The organism is Nocardia sp. Tas62D01 (assembly GCF_055232035.1).
Genome location: NZ_JBUYUZ010000001.1, coordinates 436795 through 457473 on the forward strand (window position 1 = coordinate 436795; position 20679 = coordinate 457473).

Annotated in this window: 23 protein-coding genes, 1 tRNA gene and 2 pseudogenes; 7 read left to right on the forward strand and 19 right to left on the reverse strand. The window is 65.3% G+C overall.

The window, feature by feature from the left end; translation table 11 throughout:
- The first annotated feature begins 294 nt into the window (after positions 1-294).
- Positions 295-810, forward strand: a complete 516-nt coding sequence (locus ACV7NQ_RS02205) for a class I SAM-dependent methyltransferase (RefSeq protein WP_463358054.1) — start codon at positions 295-297, stop codon at positions 808-810.
- 69 nt (positions 811-879) lie between these two features.
- Here ACV7NQ_RS02205 and ACV7NQ_RS02210 read toward each other — a convergent pair whose 3' ends face one another.
- From ACV7NQ_RS02210 to ACV7NQ_RS02250, 9 genes and pseudogenes are all read right to left on the reverse strand, one after another.
- Positions 880-1581, reverse strand: coding sequence for a cation efflux transmembrane domain-containing protein (locus ACV7NQ_RS02210; RefSeq protein WP_463358055.1), 702 nt, complete (start codon positions 1579-1581; stop codon positions 880-882).
- A complete protein-coding gene (locus tag ACV7NQ_RS02215) occupies positions 1581-1910 on the reverse strand; it encodes an ArsR/SmtB family transcription factor (RefSeq protein WP_463358056.1) in 330 nt (109 codons plus the stop codon). The genes ACV7NQ_RS02210 and ACV7NQ_RS02215 overlap by 1 nt, the downstream gene beginning before the upstream one ends.
- A gap of 410 nt (positions 1911-2320) precedes the next feature.
- Positions 2321-2695, reverse strand: a complete 375-nt coding sequence (gene crcB, locus ACV7NQ_RS02220) for a fluoride efflux transporter CrcB (RefSeq protein ID WP_463358057.1) — start codon at positions 2693-2695, stop codon at positions 2321-2323.
- Complete coding sequence (locus ACV7NQ_RS02225) at positions 2692-3039, reverse strand: DUF190 domain-containing protein (RefSeq protein ID WP_463358058.1); 348 nt, start codon at positions 3037-3039, stop codon at positions 2692-2694. Before ACV7NQ_RS02225 ends, crcB (ACV7NQ_RS02220) begins: the two co-directional genes overlap by 4 nt.
- Positions 3036-3407 carry a fluoride efflux transporter CrcB gene (gene crcB / locus ACV7NQ_RS02230; protein WP_463358059.1) on the reverse strand — a complete coding sequence of 124 codons (372 nt, stop codon included), beginning with the start codon at positions 3405-3407 and terminating at the stop codon, positions 3036-3038. The genes ACV7NQ_RS02225 and crcB (ACV7NQ_RS02230) overlap by 4 nt, the downstream gene beginning before the upstream one ends.
- Before the next feature lie 266 nt (positions 3408-3673).
- Entirely contained in the window at positions 3674-4891 is a 1218-nt protein-coding gene (gene nhaA / locus ACV7NQ_RS02235; RefSeq protein WP_463358060.1) for a Na+/H+ antiporter NhaA, read from the reverse strand.
- 219 nt (positions 4892-5110) lie between these two features.
- Positions 5111-5272, reverse strand: a complete 162-nt coding sequence (locus tag ACV7NQ_RS02240; RefSeq protein WP_463358061.1) for a hypothetical protein — start codon at positions 5270-5272, stop codon at positions 5111-5113.
- 36 nt (positions 5273-5308) lie between these two features.
- Positions 5309-6079: pseudogene (locus ACV7NQ_RS02245) on the reverse strand (oxidoreductase); the annotation flags it as partial.
- A gap of 47 nt (positions 6080-6126) precedes the next feature.
- On the reverse strand, positions 6127-6270 hold the full coding sequence (locus tag ACV7NQ_RS02250) for a hypothetical protein (protein WP_463358062.1): 144 nt from the start codon (positions 6268-6270) through the stop codon (positions 6127-6129).
- 54 nt (positions 6271-6324) lie between these two features.
- On the opposite strand from ACV7NQ_RS02250, the gene ACV7NQ_RS02255 reads away from it, so the two are divergent.
- Both ACV7NQ_RS02255 and trxA read left to right on the forward strand, forming a co-directional pair.
- Complete coding sequence (locus ACV7NQ_RS02255) at positions 6325-6870, forward strand: 2'-5' RNA ligase family protein (protein WP_463358063.1); 546 nt, start codon at positions 6325-6327, stop codon at positions 6868-6870.
- A 50-nt stretch (positions 6871-6920) separates the two neighbouring features.
- Positions 6921-7295 carry a thioredoxin gene (trxA, locus tag ACV7NQ_RS02260; RefSeq protein WP_463358064.1) on the forward strand — a complete coding sequence of 125 codons (375 nt, stop codon included), beginning with the start codon at positions 6921-6923 and terminating at the stop codon, positions 7293-7295.
- 55 nt (positions 7296-7350) lie between these two features.
- On the opposite strand, the gene ACV7NQ_RS02265 is transcribed toward trxA, so the two are convergent.
- From ACV7NQ_RS02265 to ACV7NQ_RS02310, 10 genes and pseudogenes are all read right to left on the reverse strand, one after another.
- On the reverse strand, positions 7351-7785 hold the full coding sequence (locus tag ACV7NQ_RS02265; protein ID WP_463358065.1) for a 2-keto-3-deoxygluconate kinase: 435 nt from the start codon (positions 7783-7785) through the stop codon (positions 7351-7353).
- A 568-nt stretch (positions 7786-8353) separates the two neighbouring features.
- Positions 8354-11098, reverse strand: coding sequence for a DNA polymerase I (gene polA / locus ACV7NQ_RS02270; protein WP_463358066.1), 2745 nt, complete (start codon positions 11096-11098; stop codon positions 8354-8356).
- A gap of 397 nt (positions 11099-11495) precedes the next feature.
- Positions 11496-11708, reverse strand: a complete 213-nt coding sequence (locus tag ACV7NQ_RS02275) for a DUF885 family protein (RefSeq protein WP_463365500.1) — start codon at positions 11706-11708, stop codon at positions 11496-11498.
- A pseudogene (locus tag ACV7NQ_RS02280) lies at positions 11626-11970 on the reverse strand (DUF885 family protein); the annotation flags it as partial. The gene ACV7NQ_RS02275 and the pseudogene ACV7NQ_RS02280, both read right to left, overlap by 83 nt.
- A 26-nt stretch (positions 11971-11996) precedes the next feature.
- A complete protein-coding gene (locus ACV7NQ_RS02285; RefSeq protein ID WP_463358067.1) occupies positions 11997-12758 on the reverse strand; it encodes an ABC transporter ATP-binding protein in 762 nt (253 codons plus the stop codon).
- A 4-nt stretch (positions 12759-12762) separates the two neighbouring features.
- Positions 12763-13764: an ABC transporter ATP-binding protein gene (locus ACV7NQ_RS02290; RefSeq protein ID WP_463358068.1), complete on the reverse strand. Its 1002-nt coding sequence runs from the start codon at positions 13762-13764 to the stop codon at positions 12763-12765.
- Complete coding sequence (locus tag ACV7NQ_RS02295) at positions 13761-15194, reverse strand: branched-chain amino acid ABC transporter permease (protein ID WP_463358069.1); 1434 nt, start codon at positions 15192-15194, stop codon at positions 13761-13763. Before ACV7NQ_RS02295 ends, ACV7NQ_RS02290 begins: the two co-directional genes overlap by 4 nt.
- Positions 15191-16228, reverse strand: a complete 1038-nt coding sequence (locus ACV7NQ_RS02300) for a branched-chain amino acid ABC transporter permease (RefSeq protein ID WP_463358070.1) — start codon at positions 16226-16228, stop codon at positions 15191-15193. Before ACV7NQ_RS02300 ends, ACV7NQ_RS02295 begins: the two co-directional genes overlap by 4 nt.
- A gap of 91 nt (positions 16229-16319) precedes the next feature.
- On the reverse strand, positions 16320-17522 hold the full coding sequence (locus ACV7NQ_RS02305) for a branched-chain amino acid ABC transporter substrate-binding protein (RefSeq protein ID WP_463365501.1): 1203 nt from the start codon (positions 17520-17522) through the stop codon (positions 16320-16322).
- A 277-nt stretch (positions 17523-17799) separates the two neighbouring features.
- The gene (locus ACV7NQ_RS02310; protein WP_463358071.1) at positions 17800-18414 is read right to left on the reverse strand and encodes an ANTAR domain-containing response regulator; all 615 of its coding nucleotides are present in this window, start codon (positions 18412-18414) and stop codon (positions 17800-17802) included.
- Between the two features lie 223 nt (positions 18415-18637).
- Here ACV7NQ_RS02310 and ACV7NQ_RS02315 point away from each other — a divergent pair.
- The 4 genes from ACV7NQ_RS02315 (at position 18638) to ACV7NQ_RS02330 (ending at position 20660) form a co-directional block, all read left to right on the forward strand.
- Positions 18638-18724: transfer RNA gene (locus tag ACV7NQ_RS02315), tRNA-Leu, on the forward strand.
- Between the two features lie 382 nt (positions 18725-19106).
- A complete protein-coding gene (locus ACV7NQ_RS02320; protein ID WP_463358072.1) occupies positions 19107-19268 on the forward strand; it encodes a hypothetical protein in 162 nt (53 codons plus the stop codon).
- Positions 19269-19520: 252 nt separating this feature from the next.
- Positions 19521-20141, forward strand: a complete 621-nt coding sequence (locus tag ACV7NQ_RS02325) for an arsenate reductase/protein-tyrosine-phosphatase family protein (protein ID WP_463365502.1) — start codon at positions 19521-19523, stop codon at positions 20139-20141.
- A gap of 108 nt (positions 20142-20249) precedes the next feature.
- On the forward strand, positions 20250-20660 hold the full coding sequence (locus ACV7NQ_RS02330; protein WP_463358073.1) for a hypothetical protein: 411 nt from the start codon (positions 20250-20252) through the stop codon (positions 20658-20660).
- The last annotated feature ends 19 nt before the right edge of the window (positions 20661-20679 follow it).

The window sequence follows — 20679 nt, forward strand, 5'->3', positions numbered from 1 at the left end:
CCGAAGCTGAATTGCCAACACTGCGCGACCCGAACATTTCGGGATTCGGGTCGCGCAGCGGGATCGAGCGGAGCGAGGATCAGGCCGACGTCGGAATCATGGAACTCTCCCAGACCGTGGGCCTGAGCCGGTTCCATCTTCGGCGGATTGTTCACCCTGTGAAAATCTGGTGGTGATGCACGCACAGGACCGGGAGCTGGCCGAGATCCAGCGCGAACACGGGCAGAGCACCTATGTGCCCATCCGCACATGTACGGCGACCAACCGTCCGAGCCGGCGCTGCATGCCGTTGATGTGTTCAGCTCAGCCGGTGCGCGTGAGGTCCTGGAGTTGGGCTCCGGGCACGGCCGCGATGCCGTGCACTTTGCGCGGCTCGGGTTCAGCGTGCAGGCCACCGACTTCAGCGATGTGGGCCTCGAACAGTTGCGGGATCGCGCCAACGACGAGGACCTGAACACCGTCAGCACGACCGTAGTCGACGTCAGGAAGCGGTTGCCGCAGACGGATGCTTCCGTGGATGCGGTGTTCGCGCACATGCTGCTGTGTATGGCGCTGTCCACCGAGGAGATCGTCGCCCTGGTCGGTGAGGTCCGCCGTGTCTTGCGCCCGGGCGGCACCTTCATCTACACGGTGCGCAACACCGGTGACGCGCACTACGGTACAGAGACCGCGCACGGTGACGACATCTTCGAGCACGGCGGTTTCGCCGTGCACTTCTTCTCCCGCCACCTTGTCGACGACCTCGCCGAAGGCCGGCAGTTGGACGAGGTCCACACGTTCGAGGAAGGCGAGCTACCGCGGCGCCTGTAACGGATCACCCAAAGCTTGCCCCGATGAGAGCACACTCGACGCCCCCGCCGGTGCCGTGTTCCGGCGGCGTTAGTCGCAGCAATCACAGTCGCGCTCACCGGCTTTGGGTCCTCCCACCGCGGCGATCGGTGTGGCGCAACAGGTGTCGCCCTTCCATGCATTGCGGCCTTCCTTCACCGCGATGACCGCGATCACCAAGGCGGCGATCGGGTCGGCCCACGACCACCCGAAGAGGGTGTTGAGCAGCAGCCCGACTAACAGAACTGCCGACAGGTAGGTGCACAGCAGCGTCTGCTTGGAATCGGCGACCGCCGTGATCGAGCCGAGTTCACGACCCGCACGTCGTTGCGCCCAAGACAGGACCGGCATGACGGCCAAACTCACTGCGGCCAAGGCAATCCCGACCAGGGAATGCTGCGCCTCACCGAGCCCGAGCAAGGAGCGCACCGCGTCGACCATCACATACAAGGCCAACGCGAAGAAGGAGAACGCGATGATCCGCAGGGTGAGCTTTTCTCGCGCCTCGGGGTCGCGACCAGCGAACTGCCACGCCACCGCGGCGGCGGAGGACACTTCGATGGCGGAGTCGAGTCCGAAGCCGATCAAGGCCGCCGAGGAGACTCGGGTGCCCTCGGTCAACGCGATCACTGCTTCGATCACGTTGTAGCTGATCGTCGCGGCCACGAACAGCCGTATCCGCTTCGACAGAACCTGTCGCCGCGCAGGGGTTGGGGCGCCGAGCACGATCGGTAGTCCGAGGTTCGCGCTCATCAGCAGCACCCATCCGCGTCGGAATCCGGGCAGCACGCGGGATCCACGGCCAGGACCAGCCCAACTAGGTCGTCGAGCGCTCGCCCGATCCGGGAGTCGGCCAGTTCGTAGCGGTTGCGTCGGCCTTCTGGGACGGCGACGACGAGCCCGCAGCCGCGTAGGCACGCCAGATGGTTGGACAGGATTTGGCGTGAGACGCCGATCCTGTCGGCGAGATCCGATGGGTAGCTCGGCGCGGTGCGCAGCGCGAGCAGGATCTGTGATCGCGTCGAATCCGACAAGGCGTATCCGAAGCGGGACAGCGCGTCGCTGTGCACCAATGTGGCCATAGACAAACGATACAGATTTGTCTGTATTCACGTCAATCTGTACAATCGAGTCGGCGAGACGGGCGCGAAATCCCATGCCTGGAACGACAATGGGGACAGATCGCTCGAAGGGTGACGCGGCATGGCGGATATCGACAGAGCCGAGATAAACCTGCTGCAACTACCTCAACTTCTTCACCGACCGGCACAGCGCCCAAGAATGGGCAGACCACGCACCCAAACATCAGCGGTGTGATCCTGGATCTCGCGGATGCTCAGCAATTCGGCACGCGTATCTTCGGATCCCAGCTACACACCTGATTACGCGGCGAGCCGCCCCAATACTGTTGTGTCGCGAGCGATTCCGGCGAGCTCGGTTCGAACAGATCGCGGGAACCGGCCTCCGTCGAATCATCGCCGATGGCTGTCAGTCAGGTCCAGACGGCCAGGGCCAGTGCGGTTCCGATGAAGGTCGCCCCGAGTCCGGCGATCACGCTGGCGATGACGTTGGTGGCGGCGTAGAACCGTGCGCTGGTCTGGGTCAGTCGCAGTGTTTCGTAGGAGAAGGTCGAGTAGGTGGTCAGGGCTCCGCAGAGTCCGGTGCCCACGAGCAGTTGGGTGTGTGAGGAGGCGGCGCCCGCGGTCACCGCACCGGTCAGCATGCCGAGGATGAGGCAGCCGGTGAGGTTGGCGGTGAAGGTGCCCCATGGGAACAGGGTGTCGTGTTTGGCTTGCACGATCCGGTCGGTCAGATACCGCAGGGGTGCGCCGACCGCAGCGCCTGCGATGACCAGAATCCAATTCATTGCTCGGCGCTCCGGCCGATGTAGCGGATGACCTCGACGTCGTCGAGTATCACCAGGCCCTCGCTGACGAGTTCATCCAACTTGGGAAGGAAGGCGCGGATCCGGTCGGCGGCGTCGATGATGACGATGGCGATCGGCATGTCCTCGCTCAGCGACAGCAGTCGTGTGGTGTGGATGTGGGAGGACGCGCCGTAGCCTTCCACTCCGCGGAACACGCTGGCACCGGCGAGACCGGCGTGGTGGGCGCGGTGCACGATCTCGGTGAACAGTGGTTTGTGGTGCCAGGTGTCGCTTTCGCCGATGAACACGGTCAGCCGCAGCGCGTTTCCGGTGAGTCTGGTCATCGTGTCCTCCTCGTGGTGATGCTGTGGGTGAGTGCGGCCGCACTCCAGGTCGCGGTGAGCGCCGAGATCAGGGTCAACGCGAGATAGGCCAGCCCGGTGCCCGCGTGGCCAGTATCGACCAGATGCACGATGTCGGCGGTGTAGGTGGAGAAGGTGGTGTAGCCGCCCAGGATGCCGGTGCCGACGAAGGGCCGCAGTAGACGGTGCGCCGACCACACCTCGGTGATCAGGACCATGAAGATCCCCATCACGGCGCAGCCGGTGACATTGACCGCCAACGTCGTCCACGGGAACGCATCGGGCGCGGTCGGCCACAGCAGCGACGCCCCGTACCGGGCACTCGCCCCGACCGCACCGCCGAGCGCCACCACGACCACTACCGGAAGGTGCTCCCGGATCGAGCCGCAGGTGCGAAGACACCGGAATCGGCGGTATCCGCCGGTGCTGTATTGGGGCGAGGTGTTTCCATACGCGTGTCTCCCACTCGTGCGTCGCCCGGGTGTGGGCGCAGACCATCACAAGCAGGGACCGTTGGCGGCTATGGTGCCGCGGTTCGGGTACGGCGGGCCCCACCGCCGCGCACAACCCCGATACACCGGGGCAGTTGCTGATTATCAGGGTAGACCATGCCCGTTTACTCGGAGTGTTGCCCGAGCTGCGCGGAAATCGGGGGCCCTGTGGGGTTGCCGGCAGCGCGCCCGATGGCCAGCACCAAAGCAGCCGCGGCACTGCAGATCAGCGCGCTGGCCAGGACACCGATCTTGGCGTGCGCGATGAGTGCGGGGTCTTGGTAGGCGAGTTCGGTGACGAACAACGAGACAGTGAACCCGAGACCACAGACCAAGCCGAGACCCAGCAGGTGGCGTGGGGTGATCCCTTCGGGCAAGCGGCCCACCCGGCTCGCGGTGACCGCTGCGATGGTGCCTACCACTCCGACCGTTTTACCCACCACCAGCGCGGCCAGTACCGCCCAGGCGACCCGCGATCCGAACGCGGCGGCGATCGAGTCGGCATCCAACCGCACCCCGGCGTTGGCCAGCGCGAACACCGGCACCGCGACGAACACACTGAACGGGGTCACCCACCGCAGCAGGTCCGCGAGCAGATCGCGGCCCGCGACCAACCCGGCCGGAGTCAGCAGGGCCAATGCCACACCCGTCAGCGTGGGGTGCACCCCCGAACGCAGCGTCGCATACCAAACCGCAACGCCCAGCGGCAGATACGGCCAGATCGCGGTGACCCCGCACCGGCGCACCACCGCGACCACCACACAGGCCACCGCAGCGGCGGCCAGCCACGGCCAGTCCAAGCCGCCGGTGTAACCGGCGGCGATGACCACCACAGCCAACACATCGTCGACTGTGGCGATGGCCAGCAGCAACAGCCGCACTCCCGAGGGCGCGCGGCGAGCGAGCAGGGCCAGCACACCGACGGCGAAGGCTGGGTCTGTGGCCATCGGGATACCCCAGCCCGATGCGGCAGGCCCGCCCCAGATGATCGCCAGGAACACGAGGGCAGGCACGACGGCACCGCCGACCGCGGCCAGCGCGGGCACTGCAGCCGCTCGCGGATGCGACAACGCACCCACCGCCAGCTCGCGTTTGACCTCCAGCCCGATGGCGAAGAAGAACACCGTCATCAGCGCGTCGTTGACCCAATGCCGGACATCGTGTGGCAGCCCCGCCGAATGCGGCAGCGCCGTCTCCCACAGCGCGGAGTACGAGTCGGCCAGTGGGCTGTTCGCCCACAGCAAGGCCACCGCGGTCGCGACGAGCAGAACCACCCCCGGAGCAAGGTCGCCTGCCAGCCATCGCCGCACCCGTGCGAGCATCCGCCACCCTCTACCAGTCACGCTGCCCTCTCCTCACCTGCCAATCCGCCGCTCCAGCACGTTAAACGAGGACTTGTTCACCGCTGACAACGCCTCCCCAGCCAAACCGACGACCCCACCACAGGCCTCGGTGAACTATTCGCGGCGCGCCCGAACAGGCCGACGCTTGACTCCGTAGCAATATCGGAAGTCTGAAAGTCGCTGCACTGGTGTGTCGGTCGTGGTGGCGGTCGGCGGTTGCTACCGATGGCGCCACACCTTGACGGCGGAGAACAGCAGCAGCGCAGCCAATCCCGGGATGAGTGCGAGACTGGGGACCACGCCCAGTAGCAGACTCCCGACCAGCGTGCCGGTGACCGATCCAGCGGCCATGGTCAGGACGAATCGGGGGGGCTGGGTCACCAGCCGATAACACGGAGCAGCGGCCGGCCGCTGCGATCAGACAGGGAACGTGACGCCGGTCAATTTCTCCGAGATCGTCCACAAGCGTTGCTGAATCGCCGTGTCATGCGATTGTGGACTCGATTCGACGATTATCGGGTAGCCACGAGTCTCCAAGAATCCACCCGGTCCGTAGTACTGACCGCCGAGCACGTCGGGGTCGGTGGCCGCGCAGAGTATCGACAAGGCACCCATCGCTGGGCTCTGCGTGGCGATGGGTGCGATAACAGGCACGAGCGCACGCAGCACAGTCGGCATGTTGCGCATCAAGTCGGTGTTCGCAGCACCGGGGTGAGCCGCGACCGCGATCGCGTTGCCGGTGCCGGACAGGCGACGTTGCAGCTCGTAGGTGAACATCAGATTCGCCAGCTTGGACTGGCCGTACGCCGCCACCCGGTTGTAGGACCGTTCCCCCTGGAGATCGTCGAAGTTGATCCGCGCCCGGATACGATGGCCGACGCTGCTGACCGTGACCACCCGCGAGCCCGGCACCGGCAGCATTCTGTCGAGCAACAGCCCGGTGAGCGCGAAGTGCGTTGAGGATGCCGATGCGGCCGTCGATGAGCGCGGTCCGCGCGTATCTGGCCCGCTCGGCGAAGGCGCGCGCCCGATACCGGCCTCGAAGGTGGCCGCGACCGCGCGCTCGATCCGCGCGGCGGCGCCGAGCATCGCCCGGTCACCGCGACGAGTTCCCAACCAGTGCAACAACATTGCCAACGACAATTGCAGCACCACCGGATTCGCGCGATTGTGCCCGGCCAACGCGCGAGCGGCGCCGTGCACCGCCTGCGCCATCGCCCGGGTCGTCGAACAGTTCAACGACGCCGACATGCGTCCGCCGCGGCCCGTGCCTCGTCGACCACAGCCCGGGCGGCCCGCATGACCTCGGGACCGATCCCGTTGCCCTCGATCAGGCCCCAGCGCACGGTCGAACCGGCGCGTTCCGTCGCATCGTTCACCTGGTCATCCTCCCGCCGCGGGTCCGCTGTGACCGAACCGACCCACGGACACGCGTGGGGCGCTACTTTCTGAAGACCATGGTGCAGTCGGTCGAATTACTGTTGGACGACGCGGCCGACGCGGAGATCCGGCGGCAGTGGCAGTTGCTCGCGGACGCGGGAATTCCGAGCCTGGCCTCGAAAACGACCGAACCCACGCGCCCACACATCACCGTCGCGGTCGCCCGGCAGATCTGGCCGCGCATCGAACAGGCCCTGGACCAGCAGAGTTTCCGGCCCATCCCGCTGAGGCTCGGCGGGCTGCTTGTCTTTGGAGCCCGCCAGCCGATCCTGGTCCGTGCCATCGTCCCGTCCGAGCAGTTGCTCGCGGTGCAACGGCGAATCTTCACCACGGTTGCGCCGTGTCCTGGTATCCCGGCGAACCTGCACCCCGACCAGTGGACCCCGCACGTGACGCTGGCTCGACGGGTTGCCCACCAGCAACTCGGCGAGGCCGTGCACGCGGTTGCGCGGGATCGTGATTTCCCGGCGACCGTGGTGGGTATACGGCGTTGGGACGGCGACCAACGGCGTGAGTGGCCGGTGGCCCGAGGAAGATAAAGAGAACGCCAGACGTTACAGCTGGCAATAAAACGACACGAGAGGACGTCATGGCGACCCAGACGCTGACCCAGCAGAACTTCGACGAGGTAGTCACCGGAAGCGACGTGGTACTCGTCGACTTCTGGGCTGAGTGGTGCGGCCCGTGCAAGAGCTTCGCGCCTACTTTCGAGACCTCCTCGACCAAGCACCCCGACGTCGTGCACGGCAAGGTCGACACCGAAGCCGAGCAGGGCCTGGCCGCCGCGGCGAACATCCGCTCGATCCCGACGATCATGGCGTTCCGCGAGGGCGTGCTCGTGTTCGCACAGCCCGGCGCGCTCCCGCCCGCCGCATTGGAGGATCTGGTCACCCAGGTAAAGGCCCTGGATATGGATGAGGTTCGCAAGCAGCTCGCCGAGCAGGCGGAGCAGACCGCTCAGTAAGACCCACACACGGATCGTTCATCGCCACCACGGAGATGAACGGTCCGTTGTGCTGTCAGGCCCCGATCAGGTTGACGCCCGCGATCATTGCGCGAATCGTCGACTCGGACCCGTCGTCGGCCATGGCCGCGCCCCAGCCGCGCCTTCCGTTGACCTCGCACTGCACGAAGGTGGCGGTGCCATCCTCAGTGCGGCGCTGGTGGAACTGCAGGATCTCGACCGGATAGCCCTCGTCGTAGAGCGCGGAGGTCAGCGCCGCCACCGGGCTGCCGGTGGTGCTGACCGTCCGCAGATGATCCGCGAACTCGAGCGTGGCGGCGTACTCCGAGCTCCCGTTACCGGCCAGCGACCAGTCGCTGATCCGGATGGGCCCGGCATGTTCGCAGTAGCGGTCGTAGAACTCCGCAGGCGTCAGGCTGCCGCATTCGGCCCGCAGGCCCTTGGGTGCGGCGGCGATGAACGTGTGTGTGTCAGTGGTCAGGATCGTCATTGCAATCAGGTCTTCCCGAAGAGAATCGGCAGAGGGGACCAGCACTAACAATCAACAGCCGCAGCGAGAAAGCTGGTCCGAATCAGACCCCGCTACGGCGGGTTACTACGAGGAGAAGTCGCCGGGGCGCCACCATCGCGGTAAGCGGAATTAGCGCGGCGCTGTCGCGGTCTGCGACATTCAGCGCTGCACTGTGGCGGTCGGCGGGATTCGGCACGCGGTACACGATAGGGACATATCGACGCAATCGCAACCTTATTCGTCCCTCCGGCGTGCCTACTCACGAGTATCGTCGCCGCAGCTCACGGGATACGCGCAAGAGCGGTGTCGGTGCCGCGGCGGCGCGCGGTAGCCCGGCGTGCCGCCGACGGGCTTCGGCACCGCCGCACAGCGCAGGCAGGCACGCTCGGCCTGGACCCGGAGTTGGCGATCCTGCGCTTTTCCAATCCCGCGCAGGCCGCCGATGCCCTGAACTCCTCGACTCATCGCGGCATACGTCGATTAGGCCAGTTACACCGGATGGTCGGCGTAACGCAGTGCGGCACATCTACTCGGTAGAGCGCAGCGGTCAGTGCGCCGCGGAGTCCCAGCTGCGGCCGGTGCCGACCGACACATCCAGCGGCACCGACAGCGCGATGGCCGAGGACATCTGTTCGCGCGCAAGCGTTTCCAGCGTCTCCCGCTCGCCCTCGGCGACCTCGAACAGCAGCTCGTCGTGGATCTGCAGCAGCATCCGCGACCGCAGCCCCGCGGCCTGAATCGCCTTGTTCACGTTGATCATCGCGACCTTGATGATGTCGGCGGCGGTGCCCTGGATTGGGGCGTTCAACGCCATCCGTTCGGCGGCCTCGCGGCGTTGCCGGTTGCTGGAGTCCAGGTCGGGCAGGTAGCGGCGGCGGCCGAACAGGGTTTCGGTGTAGCCGACCTTGCGGGCCTGTTCGACGACCTCGTACAGGTAGTCGCGGATGCCGCCGAAACGATCGAAGTAGACATCCATCTGCTCCTTCGCCTCCTGCGTGCTGATCTTCAGCTGCGCGGACAGACCGTAGGAACTCAACCCGTAGGCCAGGCCGTAGGACATCGCCTTGATGCGGCGGCGCATCTCGGGATGCACCTCCGACAGCGGGATGTCGAAGGCCTTGGACGCGACGAAGGTGTGCAGATCCTCGCCCGAGTTGAATGCCTCGATCAGTCCCTCGTCAGCGGAAAGGTGCGCCATGATCCGCATTTCGATTTGGCTGTAGTCCGCGGTCATCAACTCCGCGTAACCGGGACCGACGACGAAGGTGTCGCGGATCTGGCGGCCGGTGTCGGTGCGGATCGGGATGTTCTGCAAGTTCGGCTCGGTGGAGGAGAGCCGGCCGGTGGCGGCGATGGTCTGGTTGAAGGTGGTGTGGATGCGGCCGTCGTCGGCGACGGACTTGAGCAGGCCGTCGACGGTGACCTTGAGGCGGGTGGCGTCGCGATGCTCGAGCAGGTGTTGCAGGAACGGGTGCTCGGTCTTCTCGAACAGCGATTCCAGCGCGTCGGCGTCGGTGGTGTACCCGGTTTTGGTGCGCTTGGTCTTCGGCATGTCGAGTTCGTCGAACAGCACCACCTGCAGCTGCTTCGGTGAGCCGAGGTTGATCTGCTTGCCGATCACCTCGTAGGCCGCGTTGGCCGCCTCGTTCACCTTGTCGGCGAACTGGCGCTGCAGCGTCTCCAGCTGGTCGACGTCGACGGCGATGCCCGCGTCCTCCAGGGTGGCCAGCACGCCCAGCAGCGGCAGCTCCATCTCCGCGAGCAGTGGAACGGATTCGATCTGCTGGAGTTCGGCGTCCAGCGCTGCGGCGAGGTCGACGACCGCCCTGGCACGCAACATTTCGGTTTGCGCGACCTCGGCGTCGACGGCGTCCTCGTCGTCCAGCAGCGACAGCTGTGGGGTCTCGTCGGTTTCGGCGCGCAGTTCGCGGCGAAGGTAGCGCAGCGACAGATCGTCGAGGTTGAAGCTGCGCTGGCCGGGGCGCACGAGGTACGCGGCAAGGGCGGTGTCGCTGGTCAGGCCCGCGAGGGTCCAGCTGCGTCCGCGCAGCGCGTGCATCGCCGACTTGGCCTCGTGCAGCGCCTTGGGCACCGCCGGGTCGGCCAGCCAGGCGCCGAGCGCGGCGTCGTCCTCGGGGGTCAGCACGGTGACGTCGATGTAGCCGCTCTCGCCGTCGCCCGCCGCGATCGCGAGCGCGCGCACATCACCGCCGCCGGGCGTGCCGCTGCCGATCACGGAAACACCGTGCCGGACACCGGCTTTCGCATGCTCGGCCAGCCAGTCCGCTACCGCGCCGATGGCGAGTGCGCCACCGCTGATCTCGAAGCCCGCCTCGGCCTCCGGCTCCGGCGGAGCGAGGGTCTCGAAAAGCCGGTCGCGCAGCACTCGGAATTCCAGATCGTCGAACAGCTGGTGGATCTTGTTGCGGTCCCACGGCTGCTGGGCCAGCTGGCCGGGGGTGTAGGGCAGCGGCACGTCGCGCACCATCTCGGTGAGCTGACGGTTGAGCACGACGCTGCTCAGGTTGGCCCGCAGCGCGTCGCCGACCTTGCCTTTCACCTCGTCCACCTTGTCCACCAGGGTGGCCAGGTCGCCGTATTCGCGCACCCACTTTGCGGCGGTCTTCTCTCCCACGCCGGGGATGCCGGGCAGGTTGTCGCTCGGGTCGCCGCGCAGCGCCGCGTAATCCGGGTACTGAGCCGGGGTGAGACCGTATTTGGCCATCACTTCGTCCGGGGTGAACCGGGTGAGGTCGGAGACGCCCTTGCGCGGGTACAGCACCGTGACGTTGTCGTTGACCAGCTGGATCGCGTCGCGGTCGCCGGAGACGATCAGCACACGGAAGCCCTCGGCCGCCGCCCTGGTGGTGAGCGTGGCGATCAGGTCGTCGGCCTCGAAACCGTCGATCGCCATCACCGGGATGCCCATCGCGCCGAGCACGTCCTTGGTCAGCTCGACCTGGCCGCGAAACTCGTCCGGGGTGGCGCTGCGGTTGGCCTTGTACTCCGGATATGCCTCGGTGCGGAATGTCTTGCGCGACACGTCGAACGCTGCCGCGATATGTGTCGGCTTCTCGTCGCGCAGCAGGTTGATCAGCATCGCGGTGAACCCGTACACGGCGTTCGTGGTCTGTCCGGTGACCGTCTTGAAGTTCTCCGCGGGCAGAGCGAAGAACGCGCGATACGCGATCGAATGACCATCCAGCAACAGCAGAGTCGGCTGGGGACCGGCCGAATCGGAGTCGGCTGCAGACGCTGCACTCGTACGCTGATCAGTGGTCGCTGGGGTCACGAGGACGAGTCTAGGGAGCGGCACCGACAACTCACAGCGGCGGGACCCGCGTGCCGCCGGGGGCCAGGGGTTCCGTCCGATTCCCGCCAGACCGAGCCACGCTCACCGGACAACATTTCCCCGTGACCACAACAATGTCCGCCCTGCGGCGGTTCTCGCCGCGGAGGCCGCCTACATCACCGAAGGCGCCGACTTCGCCGGCATGGCGGTCTGCTTGAACCAATTGAGCACGTTCTGGTCGGACCGGTGACGAGCAGATCAGCGCCATCGACGACCACCTGCCGTCCAAAGCGCCACGGCACGACCTAAAGCACCACGGCACCAGCGAAAAGCAGTCAAAACCACCGAAAGCACCACGGCCGCATCGAGAGGCGCCCCGGTGCGGCCGATCGGCACATCAGAGCGTGGCAACGAGTTCACGCAGCACCGGCAGACTCACCGACCCCGCGCTCAGCACCACATCGTGAAATGCCTTGATATCGAACCGATCCCCGAGCCGATCGGCGGCCAGCCGACGCTGCCGACGGATGTGGCGCCACCATGAGCATTCCGGCGTGGATGCCGTCCATCTGATCGGACGCCAGCTCCAGCGGTCGCCACGCCAAACGATCGACCGTCGTGGCCAGTTCGGTGTGCAGCAGGCTGCGGGTGAGCCGGTCTTCCGGACTCAACCGGTCGACATCGAGATCGGTCACCTTGCCGAGCAGCTCCCGCCACTGCGCCAGCAGCCGCTGCTCCGCCTCGAGCGAAAGGTCCTCGATGCGGTCGTCGAAACGATGGTCGCCCAATACCGTGGCCTGACTGGGCGAGGCCGCCAGCATGCTGTCCCAATACTGGTCGGCCAAACCCGTCAGTTCATCATGCGCATCCATGACGATCCATCATGCCGAAGATTTGGCTAGCCGACACCGAGATAGGCCGACTTCACCGCCGGATCGGTGAGCAGTTGGCGGCCACTACCGGACTTGGTGACCTCACCGGTCTCCAGGATGTACGCCCGATCGCTGCGGGCAAGCGCCTGCTGTGCGTTCTGCTCGACCAGCAGCACCGTGGTGCCCTGCTGATTGATCTCCGAGATGATCCGGAAGATCTGCTGAATCACCATGGGCGCCAAACCCATCGACGGTTCGTCCAGCAGCAGCAGCCGCGGCCGGGCCATCAGCGCGCGGCCGATCGCCAGCATCTGCTGCTCGCCGCCCGAGAGCGTGCCGCCGACCTGCTTGCGCCGCTCGGCCAGCCGCGGGAACATGCTGAATACCCACTCCAAGGTCGTGTCGTACTCCGACTTCGGATTGAACGGCCGTGCGTAGCAACCCATGTCGAGGTTCTCCTGCACCGTCATGCCGGGGAAAACGCCGCGGCCTTCCGGTGCCTGGATCAGTCCCGACTTCACCCGCTCATGCGCCTTCATATGGGTGATGTCGCGACCCTCGAACATGATGCGGCCGCGGCTCAACGGCAGCAGCCCGGAAAGGGCACGCATGGTGGTGGTCTTGCCCGCGCCGTTCGCGCCGAGCAGTGTCACCAGTTCGCCGTGTGCCACCTGCAGCGAAATCCCGTGCAGCGCCTGGATTCTGCCGTAGTTGACGACCATGCTCTCGACCTCGAGCAGTGCACCCGAGGCTTCGGTCTGGTTGTCCGGTTGCTTGTGAGAAGCCATGTCCCTACCCGTCCGTCCCGTGTGCGCCGTCTGCTGCCCCTGCCTCGGTGCCGTCGTCGGGCACACCGAGGTAGGCGGCGATCACATCGGGGTTCTCGCGGATCTCGGCGGGCAGCCCGTCGGCGATCTTGCGGCCGAATTCGAGCACCACGATCCGGTCGGTCACCCCCATCACCAGTCGCATGTCGTGCTCGATCAGCAGCACGGTGAACCCGTCGTCACGGATCTTGCGGATCAGATCCATCAGCGCGGACTTCTCGCTGGGATTGAATCCGGCGGCGGGTTCGTCCAGACACAACAGCTTCGGCTCGGTGGCCAACGCACGGGCGATCTCCAGCCTGCGCTGATCACCGTAGGACAGGTTGCGCGCCTTCTCCACCGCCCGCGGTGCGATGCCGACGAATTCGAGCAACGCCATGCCGCGTTCGATGGCCTCGTGTTCCTCGCGCCGATGCCTGGTGGTGCGGAAGATGGCGCCGGGCACCGAAGTCTTGTGCCTGGCGTCGGTGCCGACCACGACATTTTCCAGCGCAGTCATCTCGGCGAAGAGCCGAATGTTCTGAAAGGTGCGGGCGATACCGAGCCGCGTGATGGCATTACGTTTGGTCTTCGTCAGCGGCTTGCCGTCGAAATACACCACGCCCGACGACGGCCGGTATACACCGGTGATCGCGTTGAAGCAGGTGGTCTTGCCCGCTCCGTTGGGACCGATCAGCCCGAGGATCTCGCCGCGGCGAATCTCGAAACCCACGTTGTCCAATGCGGTCAGACCCCCGAACTTCACGGTCAGTCCATCGGTGCGCAGCAGCGCCTCGCCGACCGGAGTCTCGATCTCCCGGCTCGGCGCGACCACCTCCGCGACCGCATCGGCGTCGCCGAGTACCGGAAGCACGGCGGTCACATCGACCATGCCGGCGCTGGGCGCCGCTTCCGGTTCGCTGGCATAGCCCTCCGCCGCCATGTCCTCGTTGTCGAACAGCGCGCCACCCGCGCCCGGCCCGGTCATGCCCGTTCCCCGATCGCCTCGTTGCCGAACGGTCTACGCACGGCCCGATATACCTGCCGCCCGTAGGCGAGCAACTTCTGCCGCACCGGGAACAACCCCAGCGGCTTGAAAATCATCAACACGATGAGCGTGACTCCGAAGAACAGGTACTTGAAGTCGCCGAGCGACTGTGCCCCTGCCTCATGGAATTTCAGCACATTCCCGAGGACGATCAACAACCCGATCACCACCACGATCGCGCCGACGACATAGCCGAGACGCACCGGCCGTTCCTGGTCGCGAGCCCAACGCTTCCACACCATCACCAATGCGACGACGGCGGCGATGGACAGCGCGAGCATCACGTAACCGAAGGCGGACTGTCCCACTGCCTGCACCGAGAGCAACCGGTTCGGCAGGTACACGATGATGAACGCGCCGACGATGACGCCGAGCTTGTTGCCCTGACCACCGATGACGACCGCACACAGGAACATCATCGAGTTGATGATGTTGAACCCGCTCGGATTCACGAACTGCACCTGGCCCGCATACAGCGCACCCGAGAGCCCGCCGACCGCGGCGCCGATCATGAACGCCCACAGCTTGAACTTGAAGGTGGGCACGCCCATGATCTCGGCCGCGTCCTCGTCCTCGCGGATCGCGACCCAAGCCCGGCCGACCCGGCTGCGCTCCAGATTGCCGACGATCAGCAGTACGACGATGACCAGCACCATGCCGACCCAGAACCACCACACGCCGGAGTTGGCCTTGTCGAAGATGTTGGAAGCGTTGGCATCTCCGGTATTGCCCGCGGAGAACACACCGTTGGGCCGGGTGGCCGATTCGCCGAGGCGTGGGTAGGCGATGCCGGACAGGCCGAGGCTGCCGTTGGTGATGTCGCCGAGGTTGTCGGCCAGCAGCCGGACGATCTCACCGAAGCCGAGCGTCACGATCGCCAGATAGTCACCGCGCAGCCGCAGCGTCGGTGACCCGAGGATCAGGCCGGACACCGCGGTGACCGCCGCCGCCAGCGGCAGGCAGGCCAACCAGGCCCAATTTGAACTCAGCCAGCCGCCGTCGGTCTGGTTCCACGGACTGTTGGGACTGGTGAGCAAGCCCACCGTGTAGGCGCCGACGGCGTAGAAGCCGACGTACCCCAGATCGAGCAGACCCGCCTGTCCGACAACGACATTCAGGCCGATGGCCAACAGCGCGTACATCGCGAACTGTGCCATTACGCCGCCGAAGCTGGTACCCGGGGTATCCAGGAACGGCGGCGGGTACAGCGGCAGCAGCGCGAGCAGGATGATGGCGGGCACGCCGACACACCACTGCGCGGGCCGTGACAATCCGCTCCACCAGGTGCGCACCGCATCGCCGACGCCGCGCTTGGGCGTCTCGTCCGGGCTGTACTGCGGCGGACGCAGGCTCTTTACCGTGTCGGTCATGCGCGCGCCTTTCCGAGACTCTCACCGAGGATGCCGGTCGGGCGAATCATGAGCACCAGAACCAGGACAACGAACGCGACCACGTCGCGCCATTCGGTACCGAAGAGAATCTGGCCGTAGTTCTCCGCCAGCCCGAGCATCAACCCGCCAAGCAACGCGCCACGCAGATTGCCGATACCGCCGAGCACCGCGGCGCTGAATGCCTTGATGCCCAGGATGAATCCGCCCGAATAGATGATCCCGTTCGGAATCTTGAGCGCGTACAGCAGCGCGGCCGCACCGGCGAGCACACCGCCGATGAGGAAGGTCAGCATGATGACCCGCTCCCGCGAAACACCCATCAGCGTCGCAGTATCAGGATCCTGCGCCACGGCCCGGATGCCGCGGCCAAACTTGGTCCGGTTGATCACCACCTCGGTCGCGATGGCCAGAATGACCGCCGCGACGATGATGACGATCGTCACGTTGGTGACATCGGCGCCGCCGAAGCTGAACTGTTTGGTCGGCTCGACCAGCATGATCGGCTTCTGCGCGTTGGTGCCGCCGAGCTTCGGCCAGATCTTCGGCACCACGAAGTGCATGACCTCCTGGATCACGAACGAGGCGCCGATGGCGGTGATGAGAAAGATCAGTGGTTTGGCGCCGCGCCTGCGCAGCGGCCGATAAGCCACCCGCTCCAATCCGACGGCGGCCGCACCGGATACCGCCATTCCGAAGATCATGGCGAGTGCGAGATAGGTGACGGTCAGGATGATGCCTTGGGAGTAGACATCACCGCTCGGTGAGAATCCGAGCAACATAAGCCCGACATACTGGCCGAAGAGGCCGAGCATGAATATTTCCGAATGGGCGAAATTGATCAGCCTCAATACGCCGTAGACCAGGGTGTAGCCGACAGCGACGAGCGCGTAGATCGCACCGTAGGACAATCCGTCGACAGTCAGTCGCCAGAAGTCGTCGATGACTCCTTGATAGTTGAAGTCGATCGATCCGCCGGCTAGTTGTACAGCGCCGGCCAATGCTGTTGATGTCATTCGTAATTCGCCCTCATTCATTCGCTCTCACGAAACAGCACGTATGGGGATTCGCGCGAACCCCCATACGTGCTGCGCGTCGTGCCGTGGGTTACTTGACCGTGTAGATCCAGATCAGTGCATTGGACAGTTCCCCATTGGGGTTCCACTTGTACTGACGCGCCAGACCGGCACCGTCGTAGGACCGCACGTACTCGAGCAGGTCGGGACGACTCACCTTGCCGCTGTCGATGCCCTTGGCCAGGATCGTGGCCAGGTCGTAGGCCTCGACGGAGTAGACACCCGACGGCTGGCCGTTGAGGGCCTCGTAGTCCTTGGCGAACTTGTCCGGGGCCGGACCACACGGGCAGGTCAGTGTCGCGCCCTTGGCGGCGCTACCCGCCTGCGAGAGGAACTGCGGATCGTTCACACCGTCCGGGCCGACAAAGACGGCGTTGACGCCACCGGACTTCAGCTGCTGCGCCAGTGGGGCGCCCTCGGCGTAGTAGCCGGAGTAGAAGACCGCGTCCGGTTTCGCGCTGGCGACCTTGGTGACGGTGGCGGAGAAGTCCTTGTCACCGGTCTTGATGCTGGCCGCGCAGGCCGGATCGGCCGCAGCGCCCAGGCCCTCGGTGATGCTCTTGGCCAGGCCGGTGCCGTAGTCACTGTTGTCCTGGACGACGCAGACCTTCTTGTAGCCCGCGGAGCCGGTCAGGTACTTCGCGACCGACGGACCCTGGATGTCATCGTTGGCCAGGCCGCGGAAGAAGGTGACCCAGCCGTTCTGGGTGAGCGTGGCGTTGGTGGCCGAGGCGGTCACCGAGACCAGGCCCGCATCGCTCAGGATCTTGCCGGTCGCCTTGGTCTCACCGGAGAACGCCGGGCCGACCAGGCCGATGATCGACTTGTCGTTGACGATCTGCGGGATGACCTGGGTAGCCTTCTGCGGGTCACCCTCGGTGTCGAACTGCTTGAGCTCGATCTTGCAGCCCGGATTCGCCTTGTTGTGCTGATCCAGCGCCAGCTTGACACCGTCGACGATGTTGATGCCGAGAGCGGCGTTCGGGCCCGTCAACGCGCCGGCAAAAGCGATCGTCGTGCCCGGCGCGCAGGTCGCCTTGCCATCACCCGCCGGATCGGCGGCCTTGGCCGGGTCGGTCTTCGGCACCTGCTTGCCGTCGATATCCACCTGCGCGACCGGCTGGATGGACAGACCACCCGCACCGCTCGTGCCGGAAGACCCCGAGTCATTGCTGGTCGATTTGCTGCTGCAACCCGTCAGCACGAGTGCGGCGGCGGCACCGATGACCAACACACCCAGCGTCGAACGGCGCCATGTCGAACTAAGCACGTCTCACCTCTACGTCCTGTGCTCCCCCGGCTCTCCGAGGAGGCCGACCACGTCAGCCCGGTCAGAACATAGCGTCGCCACGTTAGATCCGCATCACAATCGCGTCATGCGGATGACTTTGTTCGAATTCTTCTTCGCGATTTTGTTTCAACTTTGTAAATTTTCCGGCCGCGACCAGCCCTGTGTCACTTCAGACGCCGCCCAAGGTCACTCCGGAGCCGAGGTCACTGACAGGTCACGATCACTTCGGGGCCAGGTTCTCCAGCACCACCTCGGCTACCGCCTTCATGGTAGTACGGCGATCCATCGCGGTGCGCTGAATCCATTTGAAAGCCTGCGGCTCGGAGAGACCCTGCGTTTGCATGAGCACGCCCTTGGCCCGCTCGACGAGCTTGCGCGTCTCCAGCCGGTCGGACAGATTCGCGACCTCGCTCTCCAACGCGGTGATCTCATGGAAGCGACTGGCCGCCAGCTCGATGGCCGGCACCAGATCGGACTTCGTGAACGGCTTCACCAGATATGCCATCGCACCGGCATCACGCGCCCGCTCGACCAGGTCACGCTGACTGAACGCAGTCAGAATCACCACCGGCGCAACACGTTTCGACGCGATCTCGGCTGCCGCGTCAATACCGTCGCGGCGCGGCATCTTCACATCCATGATCACCAGGTCTGGCCGATGCTCCACCGCGAGATCGACCGCCTGCTGGCCGTCACCCGCCTCACCGACAACCCGATAACCCTCTTCGGTCAGCATCTCCACCAGATCCATGCGGATGAGCGCCTCGTCCTCGGCGACGACGACTCGCTTCGCCCCGGCGTCGCGCTTCGCGGCGCCCCCTGCTGTACTGCTCATAGGTAGACCCCTCTGGTTCCGATGCCTGTCCCGACACGCCGAAGGATGGCCGTGGCCCAACTGCCGGTCCATCGGCCAACCGTCGCGCTGTCGAGTGATGTAAACAGTACCTTTCACTTCCGCATAGAACGCATATACCCTGCGCAAAGACCCCCGGTCGCGCCGCGTGGGACAACCCATTCGCGAACCCGGCCGACGACCCGCTATAGTTCTCTCCCGGTGCGCCGATTTGGCGGAACTGGCAGACGCGACGGTCTCAAAAACCGTTGTCCGAAAGGACGTGTGGGTTCGAGTCCCACAATCGGCACCAAGCTCATGGACGGCTCATGCTCACTGAGAGCGTGAGCCGTTTCGCTTGGCGTGACTACTGGGGCCCCAGACCCCACCCGGCGGGGCTTCGCTGCGCTGGCCCCCTTCATGGGTTGCGTTGACGGCGGATGTGCGGGTCTTTTCCCAACCCTCCCAATGGGTACGTCGAGGGCATGCGCGGCTGTCTCCTGTGTCTTGTAGTTGAGTCGACGTATGGGTGCCGGTTCCTCGGGCGCTACGCGTATGTGCGGCTTCACGTCTGCCATCGAACTGATTGCTTACTCGCGGCGCCACATCGGGATTGGTGGCAGAAGTTCCTGCGCGACTCCGGCGGTACCGGGTTCTGGCATGAGGCATATCTCCTGCGGGGCGGGATCGACACGATGTACGACGATTTGCAGGCCTCGACGGGCCTCGCCCGCTTCGCGCCCGTGGTCGCGTCGCGGGGTCGGATGTTCTCCACGCGCAGCCGGGTGCATGATGAGCCCGCGAAGGTTGCGCCGGTGGTCGACGAATCCACTTACTACGGAACCGAATCCGAGTGAGACTTCCCAAACTCGGGAACATCGGGTTCCCGACATCATGATTGAATTCATTCGCATCGGGTAACAGCACGGGTAAGCCCAGACCTCGATGACGGGCCGACAATATGTCGGCAACAGTCATCGAGCGTCTCCCCCAATACCAGGGCGTATTTCGTGTACGGCACACGACGTACAGATGAATTTATGCTCGTCGCGGTGTGATTCGTGGTCGGACCGCTTCTGAAGCGTTATCTGCCGTCCTACCGTATTCCCATGCACGTCCTGTTCGTCTGCAACGGCAATGTTTGCCGTTCGGTGATCGCCGAGCGGCTTACCCGTGCCGTCGCGGTCGATCACAAGCTGACCGGCCTGACCGCCGAAAGCGCGGGAACCCGTGCGCTGGTCGGCTTTCCGGTGGAACCACTCGCAGCACAAACCATTGCGGGTCTCGGCGCGGACCCCGATAATTTCCGCGCACGGAGGCTGAAGCCGGAGATGATCGACAAAGCCGACCTCGTCCTCACAATGACCGAACAGCTCCGCGACCAGGCGGCCGAGATGGGATTCGGCGCGAGCTCACGGACGTTCACGCTGCTGGAGGCGCACCGGATCGCCAAGGTGACCGGCGCCAAGACCATCGCCGAACTGCATCGCTCACGCCACGACCTGTCGATGGTCGGCCGGGAAAACATCGCCGACCCGGTCGGGCTGTCGGAGGCCGCGTTCTGCGAAGTCGGCGATCGGATCGCCGAGGCGCTGGTTCCACTGCTGCTGGCACTCGCTCCGCACGAGCAGTCCCGGCCGGTCGAGGACGAACGGGCGGGCCTGGTGGTCGCACCGGGAGCCGCGCCCGCACCGCTGGCGGCATTCCTGGCGGCGCACCGAATCCAGTGACATCTTCAACGAATTCGCCCCTGGCTGTGTCCATCATGTGCGTCGAGGGTTAAACTCCCCGCGAACAACATCCGCAGTTGATGGTTCGACACACGACAGGAATCAGACATGCCGAAACGAATTTCGGATGTTTCGCTCCATGTTTATGTGACACCGGAAACCCTCGAGCGCGTCGTCGATACGGTGCGCGCCGTGCTGGACGACCACCTTCAGGACCGCGACGTGTTCGCGTGGCGCTTCACGCTGCCCGTCGACTCCGACGCACCGGACCACATCATGCTCGAAACACAATGGCGCGTCGACCATCCCGGTCGGCAGCCGGGTGCCCGCTGCACCTACGAGATCGCACTGAGCTTGGTCGGCGCCCCGCGCGACCTCACCGCGCCGGGCCTGGCCGCGCTGGAGCGCCGACTGATGCTGGAAACCTCCGGTGACCCAACCGATCTCGAAATCCCACGGACGATCCGCGTGCAGCGGCGCGACAGCTTCGATTTCGAGACCGAACGCGAATCGCTCTAGGCGCCAATATCTCTAGCGC